The sequence below is a fragment of the Caballeronia zhejiangensis genome, assembly GCF_000698575.1.
Classification (GTDB): domain Bacteria; phylum Pseudomonadota; class Gammaproteobacteria; order Burkholderiales; family Burkholderiaceae; genus Caballeronia; species Caballeronia zhejiangensis.
Genome location: NZ_JFHD01000004.1, coordinates 149,544 through 167,214, shown reverse-complemented (window position 1 = coordinate 167,214; position 17,671 = coordinate 149,544). Strand labels below are relative to the sequence as shown.

The window sequence follows — 17,671 nt, the reverse complement described above, 5'->3', positions numbered from 1 at the left end:
TGTGGGGCCAGGTAGTTCCACCGGCGATTCGCTTGAGGACACAAGGCATGTGCCGGTCGAAACAGCCCGGCGCCTGCCACTCGGCCATGGCTGGTGAACCGGCGACAATCGCGAGGAAACACAGAGCGCAACTAATCGTCTGCGTTTCCGTCCGCCTTCAAGAACATCTCAGGTCACCATCTTCAGGATATGCCTTTGAGAAGGGGGCAAGACAATCAACCGCCCGAAGAATCACCCTCGGTCAGGCACACGCGATTCGTGGGGCGGGCTCGAAGGTTTCGTCGTGCGACAGTTTCGAGCCGAGCGAACCCGTTCCTGAATACGCTACCAGTCGAGCATCGTCCGCATTGCGCGGAAGCCAGAATGCTTAGCCGGACGGCAGGCTCACGTACTGCGGGGATCTTAACGGCCGCTCGCTTTACGGAGCGAGGCTCGATAGCGAAGCTCGAACATCAGGCGCGAGACATCCGAGGCCGATTAGCGTCTTTTCGACGGCCACGTCCAGCGGTGTATGCGGCTCGTGGCCGAGCGTCTGCACGAGCCGCGCGTTATTCAGATGCACGGACGTCGTCCATAGATAGCGCATTTCCTGAAGCTCCCTGAATGTTACGTTGAACGGCGCGGCAAGCGCGAGCAGCCACCACGGAAAGCCGACGACAGCGGGCGCCCGCCCGGTGCGCCGCGCGACCACGCGACGGATCGCGTCGGCAAAGCCGGTGCCGTCCTCGTCCCAATGACCGCTCATGTGAAAGCGCGCGAACGCATCGAGCGAATGGCGGTGCGCAAGCAGTTCAACCATCGTGCGAGCGACATCGGGTAGATACGCCCATTGATGCCCGATGCCACGCGCACCCGGATTGCTGACCTTCGCCACCGGCTTTCCTGGCTTCACGAGTCCTTGCGCGAGCCAGTTATTGCCCGCTCTTGGCCCGAAGAAATCGCCCGCGCGCACGATCAGCACTCGCGCACCTTCCTTGCTCGCGCGTTGCAGACGCGCTTCCATTTCCACGCGAATCGCGCCTTTGCGCGTGACGGGATGCTGTGGCGCGTCTTCGTCGATGAATGGAAACGCGTCCGGCCCGAAGTTGTAGACCGTGCCCGGCAACACGATGGTAGCGCCCTGCGCCTTCGCCGCCGCGATGGTGTTGTCGGTCATCGGCAGCACCAGTTCGGCCCAGCGCTTATAGCCTGGCGGATTTACCGCGTGCACGATCACGGATACGCCCTGTGCCGCGCGCATCACGTCGGCCGCGTTCATCGCGTCGCCGTGAATCCATTCGATGCCGTCGCCCTTCGATGCCCCCGCGCCACGCCGCAGCCCGTGCACGCGCCAGCCCCCATCGCGCAATTGCCGCGCAACTTCCCCGCCGATGCCGCCCGTCGCCCCAAGTACCAGAACCGTTTCGCCTTGCGCCATGTCACGCCTCCCAGGTTGTCGATGACGCCATTCTCCGCCCTTCGCGGACACATTAAAATTGGCGAACCTCGTTGATCCGATATTCAAAAACGTATGGCAGACGACATCGGCTGGGAGCTTTACCGAACGTTCCTCGCAGTGCTGCGCGAGGGCTCGCTGTCGGGTGCAGCGCGCGCGCTCGGCATCACGCAGCCGACGGCTGGGCGGCACGTTGAAGCGCTCGAACGGGCGCTGAAGGTAAGTCTATTTACGCGCTCGCAGAACGGGCTTCAGCCGACCGACGTTGCGCTTGCATTACAGTCGCACGCCGAAGCGATGCAGAGTACGGCGGCATCGCTCAAGCGCGCGGCGAGCGGCCACACGGGCGACGACGGCGCGGGCGTGCAGGGCGTCGTGCGCGTATCCGCGAGCGAAGTGGTCGGGGTCGAAGTGCTGCCGCCGGTCATCGCCGCGCTGCGCGAGCGGCATCCGCGATTGATCGTCGAACTCGTGCTGTCGAACCGCGTGCAGGACTTGCTGAGGCGCGAAGTGGATATTGCCGTGCGCATGGTGCGCCCGCGCCAGACGCAACTCGTCGCGCGGCGAGTCGGCGTGATCGAGGTCGGGCTCCATGCGCGGCGCGATTATCTCGACCGTCACGGCACGCCGCGCAGCATGGCGGCGCTCGCAGAACACGCGGTCATCGGCTACGACCAGCCAAACGCGTTCATTCGCGATGTGAGCCGCACGTTGCCGGGTTTTCGTCACGCGTTGTTTTCGATGCGCGCCGATAGCGATCTCGCGCAACTCGCACTGATCCGCGCGGGTGCGGGAATCGGCGGATGTCATGTCGCGATTGCGCGCCGTGATGGTCTCGTACGCGTGCTGTCGAAAGCGTTCGCGCTCCGGCTCGAAACGTGGGTGACGATGCACGAAGATCTGCGCGCGAGCCCGCGCTGCCGCGCTACCTTCGATGCCCTTGCTGACGCGCTCGAACAGTACGCGCGATAACGCCGCGACTGGGCGACACGCGCATCCGCAAGCCTCACTGTGAGCGTCGGCGCGAGGCATCGACACGGCGCAGTCCGCACCCGTCTTCCGAAACACTTCCAGCGGAGCTTCGACGAGCGGCGCAACCAGTTCGCATGGGCACGACGGATTTGTTCGATCCCGTATCGATGATTCTCCGCGAGACGCGACAGCGCATGTTATAGCGCGTGCTACCAGGGAGGAAGAGGCATTTGACCGTTCTGGGCGAGGTCAATCCAGAAACTTGACGCGGGCAGCGAGGTGAGAGCCGCGCGTTCTGATTGCCGAGCGAACCGAACAGCCATGTGCACGCCGATGAACTCAAGCGCGTCTACGAAGGGGTGTTGAATACGTACGGAATCTCGGCACCATGCGTGCTGCCGAGGCTGGTTTCTTTCCGGGGGTCCTACTGTACCTCTCGTACTGGATTCCGGCGTCGTACCGCGCTCGCATCGTTGCTATATTCATGGTGGCGATCCCGCTTGGTAACTTCGTCGGTTCACCACTATCCGCACTGCTTCTGCAAATGGATGGAATCGCAGGGATGCGCGGATGGCACTGGCTTTTTATCCTTGAAGGCCTGCCGACTGTGCTTCTTGGTCTGATGTGCCTGTTCTTCTTGACTAACAAGCCGGAGCAAGCGAGATGGCTCAAGGAGGAAGAGCGCACGTGGCTCGCCAATGAACTTGCGACAGAGACGAAGGCGCCAAAAAAAGTCTTGGATATGCCGCTGACGAAGCTCTTCCGAAACCGCTACGTCCTTTGCCTTGCTCTTGTCGATACCTGCGCGTCGGCTGCGGGTAGCACCCTGAACGTGTGGCAGCCACAATTGCTCAAGTCGTACGGCCTGACCGTTATGCAGACAGGCCTCATTAACTCCGTACCCTACGCGTTGGCGTGCGTGTTGATGGTCTATTGGGGCCGACGCTCTGACCGAGTAAAGGAACGTCGCTGGCACACAGTCATTCCGATGCTTCTTATCGGTATGGGCCTATTCGCCACGTCGCTTAGCGGCGCCGTGCTCCCGACGATCTGCCTGCTCTGTGCCGTTTTGGTCGGTGCTTATGCGTTCAAAGGGCCTTTCTGGGCGCTCTCTGGCGACATGCTCTCCGGCAGCGCGGCGGCGGCGGGCCTTGCAACGATTAACGCCATCGCAAATCTGCTTGGTGGCGGCCTCATGGTGAACGTCTACGGCTGGGTTAAGGAGGCAACGGGCAGTTACTCCCTCGCGCTCATGCCGCTTGCCATCCTTACGCTCGTCAGTGTCGCAACGTTGCTGCTCTTGACGCGCAAAGGACGATCCGGGCACATGGTCGGCAAGACGGAGGCAGCCTGAGCATGAAAATCTCGCGCGGCGCGGCTTTCTGGAGCTCGCCTGCGCTTCGAGGCGAATCTGGATTTACCTCGGTATGTTGCTTCTCGGATTGATCGCGATCGCCTTCATTCCCTCAATATCAACGGTCTTTCTGTGAGGCGCCGTCGAAAGCCGAGGTTGCTTAGTCAGAGGCCGCTGGCGCGCATCAGGGCGTACGCGAATGCAGGCGTCGATCCGATGACCATGCCTCGATTCCACGTACAGCAGGAATTTGCTAATTCCTGTCTGTACGGAGGTTTGAAGGTCGGAGAAGCTAGTGCCAAAACGACAACGGTGTCATTGCGCTGCGGCCGCCGTGTCGCGCAGCGCCGTGCGATCCCAGCCGCCTCCGAGCGCCTTGAGCAGTCGAACGCTAGCATTCAGTCGGCGCGCTTCGATCGTCTCGCCGTTGCGCTGGTTCTCGAGCGCAATGGTCTGCGCGCTGGCGACATTGAGATAGTCAACCGAGCCGGCCTGATAGCGGTTCGTCCCCTTGAGCACGAAAGGGTGGATGGAACGTTCTTACCTTCGTAGCTGTGTCGACTATGAGGTCCGACGTGCGCGCTAAGGTCTTAGCGACGTTCGGGACTGAAAGCGAGCTTGCTTGGCGAAACAAGTAGCATCGCCGATGGCGACCTCGACCGGCTGAAGTATGGCTGCTCGCGGCTGCCCGTTGGATCGCTAGCTGCGCGGGACGCAGCAAACGGACTTCGATTGAGATCATCTTCTAGTTCTTGACCGTTGCGGTTACTGGATCTGTGCCGAGTTCTCGCGATGGTGCTATGTTCGCGTGCATCGGTTCCGCGCATCCGAGCGGACCCCCAACGGAGTCGAACCGAACATGAAAGGTTGTGTACGGAAAGCGGTGGTCGGTTTCACCTTTGTCGCGTCGGGCGCCATGGCGCAATCCAGCGTCACGATGTATGGACGCCTCGACGGGGGCATCGAATATCTGAATCACATCGCGAACGGTACCGGCGGCACATCCGCGCGATGGAGCGCCGAGGGCGGCGACTGGGGCACCAGCATGTGGGGCCTCAAAGGCAACGAAGATCTAGGCGGCGGCCTGACGTCGGTGTTCAATCTCGAAACTGCGATCCAGATCATGAACGGCACCACGGGGGGCGGACGTCTCTGGTCGCGCCGCGCCTATGTCGGACTGAGCTCGAAGACATACGGGCAGTTGCAGGCGGGCCGCAATCTGTTCATTGACAGCGACGGCGTCTGGGAATTCGATCCCTTCGTGCAACAGGCGGTGTCATCGGCATCACTCGTGCGCGGACGCAACTGGCAGCAGACGAGCAACAACGTCGAATATCACAGCCCCGTGTTTCATGGATTCGACGTGCAAGGACAGTACTCGCTGGGCGGTCAGGCGGGCGCGTTCAACTCCGGCGCGGCGGGCGAGTTCGGCCGCTCGGACGGCATCATGCTGACTTACCACTCGCCGCTTTTCGACGTGCGCGGCATCTATGACGAACTGCGCAGCCAGAATGGCCAGATGAACAACGTATTTCAGGCGTCGCGCGAACTCTTCGTGGGCGCGAACCTGAAGGTGGATCGATGGAAAGTGCAGGCCGCCTACACGCACTATTCCGCGCCCGACACGCCCGCGGGCCTCTCCAGCACCGCCGATCACTATTGGCTCGGCGCGACCTATCAGGCGACGCCCGCTTGGGCCGTCACGGCGGCGGGCTTCTATGTCCACGTGGGCGAGGGCGGCGGCGACGCATCGCATGACCCGGCGAGCCACGCGATGCTCTATGTGCTCGGCACGACCTATAACTTCACCAAGCGCACATTTCTGTACAGCACGGTCGCTTACGTGCGCAACAGCGCGAACGGTACGTTCTCCGTCTTCGCCACGCCGCGCGACGCCGATCCGGGCACGAGTCCGCTCGCGGGGCAATCCCAGACGGGCGCGTACATCGGCATGATGCATATTTTCTGACGCGCCGACGTTTCTTTTCGGCCGAAGTAGTCATGTGCCTTGCGCTTGGTGCATTACGCGAGCGTGACCGCGCAATCGAGGCGTGGCTGCGGGATGAGGTTTTGCCAGACGACGACCGGCCTGTGCCCCGATCTGACGTTTCGCGGCGAGCAGGTGAATCGTGAAGGCTGCGCTCCCGATGCCGCCGAAAAGCAGCGTCGCGTGACAGCGTACTGGCAGCCGTATCACGATGCGATCGCCGCCGAGCTTGTGCGTCTGCGCGACATGCACGGGAACGTGCTGCTGTGGGAAGGGCACTCGATCGCGAGCGTGCTGCCGCGTCTTTTCGACGGCAAGCTGCCAGACCTGAACATCGGCACGCAGGATGGGAGGACGGCGGCGGAATCGGTGACGAGGGCGGTGACGGATGCGGCCGCGCAAAGCGATTACACGTGGGTCGCGAACGGGCGCTTCAAGGGCGGCTTCATCACGCGCCATTACGGCGCGCCGCAGGACGGGATTCACGCGGTCCAACTGGAAATGTGTCAGTCCGCGTATATGGATGAAGCGCCGCCGTTCGTGTATCTGCCGGAGAAAGCCGACGCTATCCAGCCGACGCTGCGCGCGATGGTCGGCGGCGCGCTCGATGCGGTCGTGGCGTTGGATTGACGTCGGCGAGCCGGTCATCGGCCACAGCATCGACGTGACTTGCCGGACGTCGACCCTCTTTCCGATCGTCGCTGGACTTTGCGCAGCAAGTGACGTGCTTCCGATGCAGATCGAATATTCATCGGGTTGCGTCGCGCGAACGGAATTGACCTCGCAATGACGCATTTCACGGTGATGCGCAACGGCCGCTGCTGGTCAGGCAGTCGGCCAGGCGCGCCGCTACGCGCCCATCGAGCTTACATGCGCGCTGGCGACGCGCCATCCCTCGGGCATCTTCACGCACGTTTGAGTCTGCCGGCCGATGCGCGGATCGCCATCGCGCCGGAACTCGATGTTCGCGACGGGAAGGCATCGCCGCATGTGGTCACGACGCGCGCGGTCACCGTGCGCGCCAGTGTCTTGCCCGGTCGTGCAGCCCGGAACGCGCGGATCGCCTTGTAACCGTAGAGGTTTTCCGTGGCGCCGTAGCGCAGCGTATGCGGCGTATCGAAAAACAGCGCGTCGAGCATCGCGACGTCGTTCGTGACGAGTGCGGTCTCGTACGCGTCGAAGGCCGCTTCGACCTCGGCCAGCTCGGCCCGAAGTCCTCGTAGCGTTCGCGGATCAACGCCAGCGCGCGCTGTGCCACGCCGTTGGGCAATTGATGGTTGCTCGGGCGTCCGCGTTTGCCTGACACCAGACCGGCCACGCCGGCCGCGTGGTAACGCCACACCAGGCGTTCGACTTGCCGTACGCTCAAGTTCAGCCGTTCGGCCGCACGCTCGGGTTTGAGTCGCGCGTCGGCGACCGCCTGAATCGCCTTGAGTCGGTCCAGTTCACGCATCGACATCGTGATGGTCCCAATCGTGTTCATCGCCCGCGCTCCTGAAACGCTTGTGTGGCGACGAACCTACGCCAAAACGCGACATCTCTACTTAGCAGAAACACGACATTTGAACTTGGGACCTACACTTAAAACTCTGATAATGTTGATTATGTAAAGCCAAGGATGGAAATTAGCCGCGCTTCCTGTTTGAAATTGTTGCTCACCGGGAAGCTCTATGGCGATTTGGGCGCGCGCTTCGGCCGCGTCTTCGTGCTTGACGTGCACTCACCACCGTCATGTGCCGCTCAGTGGCATCGCCGCAAGGCAGGGACGGTTCGACATCGTGAACTCGCCGCTGACCGAAGAGGCCGTGCTTGGATTCGAGTATGGCTACAGTGTTCAAACGAAGACCACGATGACTGTCTGGGAAGCACAGTACGGTGACTTCGTCAACGGCGCGCAGGTTTTCATCGATCAGTACATCGCGGCCGGCGAGTTCAAGTGGGGTTATGATTCGGCGCTCGCCGTATTGCTGCCGCATGGCCATGAGGGCGTCGGTCCGGAGCATTCGAGCGGCTATCTCGGCCGCTTCCTGCAGCTTTGCGCGGACGAAAACATGCGGATTGTCGTACCTTCGACCTCGGCGCAATGGTTTCATCTGCTTCGCCAGCAGGCGACGACCGAGCGTCGGACGCCGCTCATCGTCATGTCTCCGAAGTCGAAGCTTTACGGCAACGTCGCGTCGCACTCGACGCTGCGAGAGATGATCGATGGCGCATTTCAATGCGTACTGGGCGACGAACGCATCGCAGATGCAAGTGCGGTTGAACGCGTCGTCCTATGCAGCGGAAAGTTCTACTACGAATTGCGCGATGCTCGCGACGGGTCCGGCGACGAATCGACGGCGATCATCCGCATCGAGCAGCTGTATCCGTTCCCGCATGACCCACTCCGGCGCGTGCTCGCCCGGTTCACCAGCTTGCGCAGCATCGTTTGGGCGCAGGAGGAAGACCGCAATCAGGGCGCATGGCGATTCGTTCGCGACGAACTGGAGACCGTGCTTCCCGCCGATTGCGCCTTACGCGATGTCTGCCGCACCGCGACACCAGCCGGCGCGCATTCTTCCGTCGCGGCGCATCGTCGGGAACAAGCACAGCTGGGCGCGACCGCACTGGCGGCGGCCGAGCTTTAGGCCGAGTGCCAATTTTGCAGCAGGACGATGGGCGTCGATCGCGCGGAACGTACGATCGTACGCCGGGTACCCGAGTTCGCAATCTCCAGACTGATGAAACGTTGCGAGCTTGCTAGTCGAACCCTTGCGCGCGACGCATCGAGGATCCATCTCCATGTCCCCGCTGCTGGTTAAGCCGCGGCCGCCGGACGCCCTGTCGCTCGTGTGACGTCTTGCGTCCCTATTGCGGACCCCACTCACTCTCGCAATCACTCCCTTCATACTTCAAACCGGTGCATCGCCGTGCGCGGCGGTGCATTCGCCCGCTTCTACACCCCCCTTTCAGTGCATGTCGGAAGACGAAGCCCCGCAGGTCCGGGCGCTTCGCGTTGGCACACTTCATGCCTAATGAATTGCATTCAAGTTGCTTGAATGAAATTCCGATTGCCTTCAACATAGCCCATACGCAAGGGGAGTGTCATGAACAAACGTCTTCGCCATTTGCTGGCCGCACTGACGGGCGCGCTCGCGCTCAACGCCGCCGCGCCGTCGCTTGCGCACGCGGAAGATCTGCTCGCCCGCATCAAATCGAACAAGGAAATCACGATCGCGACGGAAGCGCGTTACGCGCCCTTCGAATACGTCGATAACGGCAAGATCGTCGGCTATGACGCCGATCTGATGGCCTACGTCCTCAAGTCTCTGCCCGATGTGAAGGTCAAGCAGCTCGACCTGCCCTTCCAGGGTCTGCTGCCCGGTCTCGATGCAAAGCGCTTCGACGTCGTCGTGACGGCCGTGACCGTCAACAAGGACCGCGCCGATCATTTCGCCTTCACTGTTCCCGTCGCCGACGCGACCACCGGCGTACTCACCCGGTCCGCCGATACCTCCATCAAAGCGCCGAACGATCTGAACGGCAAGGTGGTCGGCTCGCAGACCGGCTCTGCACAATTGCAGGCGCTGATGGCGCTCGACAAGAAGCTGAAGGAAGCAGGCGGTCCCGGCATCAAGCAGATCAAGCAATACGTCGCGTTCGACGAAGCCTATGCCGACCTCGCCGTCGGCCGGCTCGATGCCGTCGCGCAGTCCGTCGCCAATCTCGGGCCATTGCTGAAGTCGCGTCCGGGCGTTTTCGCGGTGTTGCCGCAGACCATCGGTCCGAAGAGCTACTTCGCCTGGGTCGCACGCAAGGACGCCGACAGCGCTGCCCTCCTCAAGCTCTTCAGCGATGGCATCGCGAGAGCGAACAGCGACGGCACCATGAAGAAGCTTCAGGAGAAATGGTTCGGCTCGACGATGGACGTTCCGGCCACGCTTCCCGCACCGTCTATCTGACATCGCGATGAACGGTCCCGATCTGCTTACGCGCTGCATCGGCTACTTGCCGCAACTGCTCGACGGCGCGCTGACGACACTCGTGCTGTCGGCGGTTGCTGTCTGCTGCGGCTTCTTCGTCGGCGTGTTCGTCTACACGATGTCGGTCAGCGACAGCCGGCCGATGCGCGGCACGGCGCGCGTGTATGTGAGCCTGCTGCGCGGCACGCCCGTACTCGCGCAACTGCTGGTGTTCTACTACGTGCCGTCCGCGCTCGGGCTGGAGTTACCGGGGCTCGCTGCCGCCGCGATCGGGCTGTCGCTCAACACGGGCGCGTATCAGTCGCAGATTCTGGGTGCGGGTTTTCGCTCCATCGCGCCGGGGCAAATCGAGGCGGCATCGACCTTCAATCTCACGCGGCGTCAGACCTTGTGGCATATCGAAGTGCCGCAAGTCGTGCGCGCGACGCTGCCCGCGCTCGTCTCCGAAATGATCGATATCGTCAAGGCGTCGGCGGTGGTGTCGGTGATATCCGTAACGGATCTGATGCGCGTCGGACAGCAGCTTTCGTCATCGACGTATCGGCCGCTCGAAGTGTACGCGTTGGCGGCGATGTTCTATCTGGCAATCACGTCGCTGCTCGCGGGCGCGGGTCATGTGTACGCGCTGCGTGTGGCACGGCGTCCGTGAGGCATCGGCATGAACAACTTCATCGCACTCGTTCCGCGCTTCATCGAAGCGATGGGCATCACGCTCGAAGTGAGCGTGCTGGCGGCCTTCATCGGCATCGTCGCGGGCTTCGCGATCAACGCGATGCGGCTCGCGTTCGGCCGTCCGTTCGCGCTCGTCTATGGCGCGTTCGTGTGGCTGGTGCGCGGCACGCCTTATCTGTCGCAGCTCGTGATCGTGTACTTCGGGCTGCCGGTTTTAGGCGTGACGTTGTCGGCCGTGCAGGCCACGATCCTTTCACTCGCGTTCTATTCGAGCGCTTATTTCGCGGAGCTTTTTCGCGCGGCATGGGCGAGCGTTCCGCGCGGTCAGCTCGAAGCCGCCGCCGCTTTCGGCGTGAGCCGGCGAGACGCGTTCCGCTCCATCGAACTGCCGCAGGCGCTCGCGTTCGCGGCGCCGCTGATCGCGAACCAGACGATTCTCGTCATCAAGGAGAGTGCGGTCGCGTCGATCATCACGGTGCCCGAATTGACGATGACGGCCAGCGATATCGTCGCATCGAGCTACACGTATATCGGTCCGTATGCGCTGCTGATCGCATGTTACTGGCTGCTGACGCAAGCCGTGTCGCTGATCGCGCAGGCCGCGACTTCCCGCATTCCGTTTCTGAAGAAGACATCATGAGCGACCTTCCGATTCTCAAGCTGCGCGCCGTCGGCAAGTCCTACGGCGAGAACCGCGTGCTCAAGGGCATCGACCTGGATGTGATGCGCGGCGAGATCGTCACGCTGATCGGGCCGTCCGGTTCGGGCAAGACCACCGCGCTGCGCTGCATGAATTTTCTCGAAGCCTATGACGAAGGCGAAGTGTGGATCAAAGGCCAGTTGCTGGGCTATCGATCGACAGGACGCACGGCGAAGGATCGTGACAGCGAAGCCAGCATCGCCGACGTGCGCCGTCCCATTTCGATGGTCTTCCAGCAATTCAATCTCTGGCCGCACATGAACGCGCTGGACAACGTCGCGACGCCGCTCGTGCTCGCCAAGAAGATGAGCAGGCGCGACGCGCGCACGAAAGCGTTGGCCGCGCTCACGCGTGTCGGTCTCGAGCACAAGGCGGACGCGTATCCCGCGCGGCTGAGCGGCGGGCAGCAGCAGCGCGTGGGCATCGCGCGGGCGCTGGCCATCGAACCGGAAGTGATTCTGCTCGACGAACCCACATCCGCGCTCGATCCCGAACTCGTCGAGGAAGTACTCAACGTGATCCGTTCGCTCGCGCAGGAAGGCATGACGATGGTGATGGTCACGCACGAGATGAGCTTCGCCGCGAAGATCTCCGACAAGGTCGTGTTCATGGAAGCCGGGAAAATCGTCGAAGCCGGACCGCCCGCGCAACTGTTCGGCAATACGCGCACACCGCGCTTGCAGCAGTTCCTTAGAGACGGATTCAAAAAGGCTGCTCCGTCCGTCTGAGGATGTTCCAGCAGACAAGGGAGCAACCGAGTTTGAGAAATGCTTCGTGAATGTCGGCGCGACGTTCGAAGCGAATACGAAGACGACGGAAGTTGTGAAGCCACGCATGAGTACGTTCGACAACCCAGCGGAATTTGCCCAGACCACTGCCGTGCTCTGTCCGGCGCTTGGCAATCACCGGCTTGATGCCGCGCTTGCGAAGCTTCTGGCGATGCGTCTCGGAGTCATAGCCACGGTCTGCGTAGATGACTTTGGGCTTCTGAAGAGGTCGGCCACGTACGCCGCGCATCGGTGGAATGGCGTCAACGAGTGGCAGCAATTGAGTGACGTCATTGCGATTCGCGCCTGTCACGATCGCGCTGACAGGAACGCCGTTAGCGTCTACCAGGATGTGGTGCTTGGAACCTGGTCGCGCGCGATCCGTGGGGTTCGGACCAGTTTTTCGCCCGCCCCAACGGCTCGCACAGAAGAAGAGTCGACGGCTGCTCGCGAGAAGTCCAGTTCGCCTGCCTCGCGCAACTTCGCCAGCAGTAGCTCGTGCAATCGCTTCCAAACACCCGCCTTCTGCCAGTCGCGCAACCGTCTCCAGCAGGTTGAGCCCGAGCCAAAACCCAATTTTGTCGACACGTCGCGCCAGCGGATACCGGTCTTGAGCACGAACAGGATGCCGTTCAGCGCAGCCCTGTTCGCGACTGGTAACCGGCCTGGATACTTCTTGCGCCGTGGTTTCGGCGTCGGCAGCAATGGCTCGATCCGTGCCCATAGTTCGTCATCAACAATCGGCGCACCCATCCTTGGTTCCCGTTGTTCAGATGGCCAAGGTTAACAGCTTGCCGAGAAGGTTAACAGCCCCACCGGAGTCTTTTTGATTCCGTCTCTTAAACCGTGGCTGGAACGCAGCCTCGATTTCGTGAGCGAAGGAGTGACATCGTGAGCGCAAGACAAGTGGCGGATGCCGTGAACGCGGCGCGCCTGCTCGAATCGATCGAAGCCCTCGCTGCATTCGGCGCGCGCGATGACGGCGGCGTGGACCGCCCCGCGCTCGGCGAACGCGATATCGAAGCGCGGCGCTTTCTGATCGACCGCGCGCGTGCGCTCGGCTGCAGCGTGCATGTGGATGCGTGCGCGAATCTGTTTTTCTGCCGCGAGGGCGACGCAGCACTTGCGCCGGTGATGACCGGCAGCCACATCGACACGCAACCTGCCGGCGGCAAGCTCGACGGATGTTACGGCGTGCTTGCGGGCTTCGAAGTGCTCGCCGCGTTGAACGATGCGAACGTGCCCACGCGCCGCCCGCTCGAAGTCGCGATCTGGACCAACGAGGAAGGCACGCGCTTCTCGCCGGGCGCGATGGGATCGAGCGCCTTCGTGGAGCCGTCGCGGATGGCGCGTTATGCGCACGTGCAGGACGCCGAAGGCACAACCCTGAGCGCGGCGCTGCAACGCCACGTCAGCGCGTTCCCCGAACTGCCGCCGCGCGCGCAGCAAGACGCCGCGCATGCCTTCGTCGAACTGCATATCGAACAGGGTCCGCAACTCGAAAAGGCCGAGGTGCCGCTCGCTGTCGTCAGCGGCATTCAGGGCGTGCGCTGGTACGCGTTCCATGTGCAGGGCATCGCCGCCCACGCGGGCACCACGCCGATGCCACTGCGCCGCGACGCGATGACGCTCGCCATCGCGCTGCATCGGGAACTCGATGCCATCGCCCATGAACTCGGCCGCGCCGATACGCGCGTCACGTTCGGCCGCTGGAACATCGCGCCGAATTCGATCAACACGATTCCGTCGGCGGTGAGTTTCACCGTCGACTTCCGCCATCCGGACGCGCGCGTGCTCGGCGCGTTCGATGAACACGCGCAGGCCATCGCGCAATCTCATGGCGCGCGCATCGAAGCGCTGTTCGCCCATGCGCCCGTCGCGTTCAATCCGTCCGTGTTGTCGCGCATCGACGAAGCCTGCCGCGCGCTCGATACCCGCGCGCTGCATCTGACCTCGGGCGCATTCCACGACGCCATGTATCTCGCGAAACATTGCCCGAGCGGAATGATCTTTGTGCCCAGCATAGACGGCATCAGCCACAACCCCGCCGAAGCGACGGACGCCGGACATCTCGTGCTCGGCGCACGCGCGCTCGCTCATTGCCTCACCACACTCTGCAACGACTGAAGGAGCCCACATGAACGCATCCGCAACGACTCTTGCAAGCACCGAAGACAACGGCCAGGAAACCGGCGTCAACGCCACGCTCAACGAACCCATCTCGCCGGACGGCACGCCTGAAATCGGCATGACGTATACGGTGCCCGCGCGCTGCGGCCGCGCGGTGCGCGTGAAGGCCGGGCAGACCATCCGCATCGCCAATCCGCACGGCACGCAAGTGTGCGATACGTGGATCTTCAACGCGCAGCATCTGAACGAGTTTCTGTCGTTCGAACATACGCGCGCGTTCATCGACAAGATCATTCCGCAGCCGGGCGATCCGCTCGTGACCAACCAGCGCCGCCCGATTGCCGAACTCGTCACGGATACGTCGCCGGGCGTGCACGATACGCTCATCGCCGCGTGCGATCTGTACCGCTATCGCAATCTCGGCGTCGAGCACTATCACGACAACTGCGCGGACAACCTGCGGCTTGCGCTGAAGGCTATTGGCTTGCGCACGAAGGAAGTGCCCCAGCCGTTCAATCTTTGGATGAACATTCCCGTCAAGCCGGATTATTCGATTGACTGGCTGCCGCCCGTGTCGAAGTCCGGCGATTACGTGGATATCAGGGCCGCGATGGACTGCGTCGTGGTCATGTCGGCGTGCCCGCAGGATATCATTCCGATCAACGCGCTCAACCCGCTCGAAGTCGAGTTCACGGTGCTCGCATAAGCGCGCCCTTCTTCTTTTCGATGGTGTTCATTCGTGGCCAGCAAACGACCTTCCTCAACTGCAGCGCGTACTTCACCTAAAGCCAACGCCGCGCCGGCGTCCGCCGCCGATGGCCTCGGCACGCGTCTGCGTCATGCGCGCATGGTGCGACAGATGACGCTCAAGGTGCTCGCGGGAGCGGCGGGTTGCTCGGAAAGTCTTCTGTCGAAGGTCGAAGGCGGCCACGCGACGCCTTCGCTCGCCATGCTGCACAAGCTCGCCATTGCGCTCGACACCAACATCGCGGCACTGCTGTCCGCGCCGACCCTCACGGCTTCGCCGGTTCAGCGTGCGAGCGAGCGGCCCTCGGTGCGCTTTCCGGGCGCGCGGGCCGCTCCGGCGGCCGGCAAACGCAGACGTGCCGAGGGCTCCATCATGCTCGAACGCCTTGTCGTGCCGAGTCCGGGCCAGTTGCTTCAGGGCGACATCCACGTACTGGAGCCGCTCGCGCGCAGCGACGAGCAGATTCATCACGTCGGCGAAGAGTTGGGTTATGTGCTCGAAGGCGAACTGGAACTCACGCTCGGCGATCAGAGCTATTCGCTCAAGGCGGGCGATTCGTTCTATTTTCCGAGCACCGAGCCGCACAGCTATCGCAATCCGGGCGATGCGGTGACGCGCATACTCTGGGTCAACACGCCGCCCACGTTCTGATCAGCGGGAACTCATCATGGCCAGCACCGATCTTTCGCAGATGCAGTTGCCGCGCTTCGCCGGCATTCCCACTTTCATGCGCGTGCCGTTCGAGCGCGACCTCGCGGCGCTCGATATCGCGCTGGCGGGCGTGCCCTTCGATGGCGGTGTCACCGCGCGTCCTGGCGCACGCTTCGGGCCGCGCGAGATCCGCAACATGTCCACGATGATGCGCGCGATTCATCACGTCACGCGATTCAATCCGTTCGAAGCGTGCCGCGTCGCCGATATCGGCGATGTGCCCTTTGAGCATCTCTACGATCTAGAAGCCGCGCACGCCGATATCCGCCGCTTTTTCGAGCCAGTATTCCGCGCGGGGAAGATAGCGCTGATCGCGGGCGGCGATCACTCGATCACCTATCCGGTCTTTCAGGCGATCGCGCCGAAGCAACCGCTCGCGCTCGTGCATATCGACGCGCACACGGACACGTGGGATGCGTTCAAGGGCTCGAAATTCACGCACGGCGCGCCGTTCAGACGCGCGGTCGAAGCGGGTCTTCTCGATCCCACGCGCACGATTCAGATCGGCATACGCGGCGCGCAGAATACCGACGAAGGCTGGCGTTATTCGTTGGATCACGGCATGCGCGTGGTGTTCATCGAAGAGTTCGAGGAACGCGGCCCGGCGGCGATCGTCGAAGAAGCGCGGCGCGTGGTCGGCGATGCGCCCGTGTATCTTTCGCTCGATGTCGATGGGCTCGATCCGGTGTTCACACCTGGCACCGGCACGCCGGAAATCGGCGGATTGACGACGCGCGAAACGCTTGCGTTGCTGCGCGGACTCGACGGGTTGAACTGGGTCGGCGGCGATGTGGTTGAAGTGTCGCCGCCGTATGATCCGAGCGGCAACACCGCGCTCGTCGCCGCAACGATGATGTACGAGATGCTGTGTCTGTTCGCGGCACATCAGGCGGGATCGAGCCGACGCTAGCGCAGCGTCGAACGGGCTGCCGCTCGATGGTCCCGGCGTTAGCGAGCGACGTACCCGCGTCGCGGCCATACGCGGCCAACTATGCGTCGACTAAGAGCTTCTTGCTGCCGGACCTGCTCTTTCAGGGAGCCCGATAGATGAACCGCCCTCCGAGAACTTCCTTTGACGCTGCTTGCAGTGTCGTAACAGCTCGCTAACAATGATGCAGGCGTGCTATTACGCGAATGTCTCGAAGCGCAGATCACATTGCTGTCGGGCTTTCGGTCGTCAACCGACACATCGCGACTGCGGCGCCCTTCGCAATGGGCGCGCTCCATGGATCGGCCGGCAAAGTCCGCCCGAGCAATGCCTTGCCGGAAGCTGCCACAAGCGTCTCCCGATGCCTCATTGATGCAGAATCGGCGCAAAGACCACACCGACACGACCTGAATACCATGGACGACGCAGAATCGCTTTCCCTCGCACTACCCGACGGCTCTAAGGTCTCTGCGCTCCTTCAAGTGCCAGAGCACGCGCGAGCGCTATATGTCTTCGCGCACGGCGCTGGGGCGGGCATGCAGCACGCCGGCATGTCGTCTTTGGCCGACGCGCTTGCCGCGGCGAACGTCGCCACATTGCGCTACCAGTTTCCGTACATGGAGCGGGGCTCCAGGCGGGTGGACTCGCCGGCCGTGGCACATGCTGCCGTGCAGGCAGCCGTCGCAGAGGCCCGCCGGCGGCTGCCAGCCCTGCCGCTCTTCGCGGGCGGCAGGTCGTTCGGCGGCCGCATGACGTCCCAGGCCCAAGCCATCTCCGCGCTCGATGGCGTGCGTGGCCTCGCTTTCGTCGCGTTCCCGCTGCACCCGGCTGGGGCGCCCGGCGTCGAGCGGGCGCGGCACTTGGCGGACGTCACGGTGCCGATTCTCTTCCTGCAGGGCACGCGCGACAAGCTGGCCGAGCTTCACCTGCTGAGGTCGGTCGTCGAGACGCTCGGGCCGCGCGCCACGCTGCATGTGGTGGACGACGCAGATCATTCGTTTCACGTGCGCGCATCCTCCGGCCGGACCGACGCGGAGGTCGTGCGCGAACTAGCGCGGACGATGTCGGAGTGGTTCTTCGCCGAAGGGTAGTTCGTGCGCGTTACCTGAGCAAGCGCAGGAATGCTTGTAGCAGAGTCGGGACGGGAAGCCGGCGAACTCGCCGTCCTGCACTCGCCCTCTCAACGCTTTGCTATCCGCAGACGGTCTGTCGCATAGCCACGACAACCGACGCCTGTCGCGTCGGCGGCGTTTTGCCAGTGCTTAGTGAGTGAATTTGTCAGATCGATCTTTTTGCGGTGCTTCC

General features: G+C 62.8%; 14 protein-coding genes and 6 pseudogenes. 14 read left to right on the top strand and 6 right to left on the bottom strand.

The annotated features are described in order from the left end of the window. Nucleotides 1–418: 418 nt before the first annotated feature. Nucleotides 419–1,417 carry an NAD-dependent epimerase/dehydratase family protein gene (locus BG60_RS08715; RefSeq protein WP_008345511.1) on the bottom strand — a complete coding sequence of 333 codons (999 nt, stop codon included), beginning with the start codon at nt 1,415–1,417 and terminating at the stop codon, nt 419–421. A 93-nt stretch (nt 1,418–1,510) separates the two neighbouring features. On the opposite strand from BG60_RS08715, the gene BG60_RS08710 reads away from it, so the two are divergent. Together BG60_RS08710 and BG60_RS08705 are read left to right on the top strand one after the other, a co-directional pair. Continuing rightward, nucleotides 1,511–2,407 carry a LysR family transcriptional regulator gene (locus tag BG60_RS08710; RefSeq protein ID WP_008345513.1) on the top strand — a complete coding sequence of 299 codons (897 nt, stop codon included), beginning with the start codon at nt 1,511–1,513 and terminating at the stop codon, nt 2,405–2,407. 394 nt (nt 2,408–2,801) lie between these two features. Further along, nucleotides 2,802–3,761 (top strand): annotated as a pseudogene (locus BG60_RS08705) (MFS transporter); the annotation flags it as partial. A gap of 315 nt (nt 3,762–4,076) precedes the next feature. On the opposite strand, the pseudogene BG60_RS08700 reads toward BG60_RS08705, so the two are convergent. After that, nucleotides 4,077–4,268, bottom strand: a pseudogene (locus BG60_RS08700) (RND transporter); the annotation flags it as partial. Between the two features lie 352 nt (nt 4,269–4,620). Here BG60_RS08700 and BG60_RS08695 point away from each other — a divergent pair. Both BG60_RS08695 and BG60_RS08690 read left to right on the top strand, forming a co-directional pair. Beyond that, nucleotides 4,621–5,730, top strand: coding sequence for a porin (locus tag BG60_RS08695; RefSeq protein ID WP_075583492.1), 1,110 nt, complete (start codon nt 4,621–4,623; stop codon nt 5,728–5,730). Between the two features lie 93 nt (nt 5,731–5,823). Then, nucleotides 5,824–6,378, top strand: coding sequence for an N-formylglutamate amidohydrolase (locus BG60_RS08690; protein ID WP_008345517.1), 555 nt, complete (start codon nt 5,824–5,826; stop codon nt 6,376–6,378). Nucleotides 6,379–6,597: 219 nt separating this feature from the next. Here BG60_RS08690 and hpxZ read toward each other — a convergent pair. After that, a pseudogene (hpxZ, locus tag BG60_RS08680) lies at nt 6,598–6,950 on the bottom strand (oxalurate catabolism protein HpxZ). Further along, nucleotides 6,950–7,231 (bottom strand): annotated as a pseudogene (locus BG60_RS36775) (helix-turn-helix domain-containing protein); the annotation flags it as partial. The pseudogenes BG60_RS36775 and hpxZ, both read right to left, overlap by 1 nt. Before the next feature lie 244 nt (nt 7,232–7,475). On the opposite strand from BG60_RS36775, the pseudogene BG60_RS08675 reads away from it, so the two are divergent. The 5 genes and pseudogenes from BG60_RS08675 to BG60_RS08655 all read left to right on the top strand — a co-directional run. Further along, nucleotides 7,476–8,375, top strand: a pseudogene (locus BG60_RS08675) (2-oxoglutarate dehydrogenase E1 component); the annotation flags it as partial. Between the two features lie 459 nt (nt 8,376–8,834). Then, nucleotides 8,835–9,689 (top strand): transporter substrate-binding domain-containing protein, encoded by an 855-nt coding sequence (locus BG60_RS08670; protein ID WP_008345520.1) that lies wholly within the window; start codon nt 8,835–8,837, stop codon nt 9,687–9,689. Nucleotides 9,690–9,696: 7 nt separating this feature from the next. Beyond that, complete coding sequence (locus tag BG60_RS08665; protein WP_034471115.1) at nt 9,697–10,359, top strand: amino acid ABC transporter permease; 663 nt, start codon at nt 9,697–9,699, stop codon at nt 10,357–10,359. 9 nt (nt 10,360–10,368) lie between these two features. Continuing rightward, entirely contained in the window at nt 10,369–11,022 is a 654-nt protein-coding gene (locus BG60_RS08660) for an amino acid ABC transporter permease (protein ID WP_008345529.1), read from the top strand. Further along, the gene (locus BG60_RS08655; protein WP_034471112.1) at nt 11,019–11,810 is read left to right on the top strand and encodes an amino acid ABC transporter ATP-binding protein; all 792 of its coding nucleotides are present in this window, start codon (nt 11,019–11,021) and stop codon (nt 11,808–11,810) included. Before BG60_RS08660 ends, BG60_RS08655 begins: the two co-directional genes overlap by 4 nt. On the opposite strand, the gene BG60_RS36770 is transcribed toward BG60_RS08655, so the two are convergent. After that, nucleotides 11,785–12,363, bottom strand: coding sequence for an IS5 family transposase (locus tag BG60_RS36770; RefSeq protein ID WP_241484852.1), 579 nt, complete (start codon nt 12,361–12,363; stop codon nt 11,785–11,787). The genes BG60_RS08655 and BG60_RS36770 overlap by 26 nt on opposite strands. Nucleotides 12,364–12,407: 44 nt before the next feature. Then, nucleotides 12,408–12,602: pseudogene (locus BG60_RS39500) on the bottom strand (transposase); the annotation flags it as partial. Between the two features lie 138 nt (nt 12,603–12,740). Between BG60_RS39500 and BG60_RS08645 the strand changes: the two are divergent. The 5 genes from BG60_RS08645 (at nt 12,741) to BG60_RS08625 (ending at nt 17,457) form a co-directional block, all read left to right on the top strand. Beyond that, the gene (locus BG60_RS08645; protein ID WP_008345532.1) at nt 12,741–13,976 is read left to right on the top strand and encodes a M20 family metallo-hydrolase; all 1,236 of its coding nucleotides are present in this window, start codon (nt 12,741–12,743) and stop codon (nt 13,974–13,976) included. Nucleotides 13,977–13,986: 10 nt separating this feature from the next. Continuing rightward, a complete protein-coding gene (locus tag BG60_RS08640; RefSeq protein WP_008345533.1) occupies nt 13,987–14,685 on the top strand; it encodes a DUF1989 domain-containing protein in 699 nt (232 codons plus the stop codon). A 141-nt stretch (nt 14,686–14,826) separates the two neighbouring features. After that, entirely contained in the window at nt 14,827–15,378 is a 552-nt protein-coding gene (locus tag BG60_RS08635) for a cupin domain-containing protein (RefSeq protein WP_008345534.1), read from the top strand. A 16-nt stretch (nt 15,379–15,394) separates the two neighbouring features. Beyond that, a complete protein-coding gene (gene speB / locus BG60_RS08630) occupies nt 15,395–16,348 on the top strand; it encodes an agmatinase (protein ID WP_008345535.1) in 954 nt (317 codons plus the stop codon). A 434-nt stretch (nt 16,349–16,782) separates the two neighbouring features. Then, the gene (locus BG60_RS08625) at nt 16,783–17,457 is read left to right on the top strand and encodes an alpha/beta hydrolase family protein (RefSeq protein ID WP_008345536.1); all 675 of its coding nucleotides are present in this window, start codon (nt 16,783–16,785) and stop codon (nt 17,455–17,457) included. The last annotated feature ends 214 nt before the right edge of the window (nt 17,458–17,671 follow it).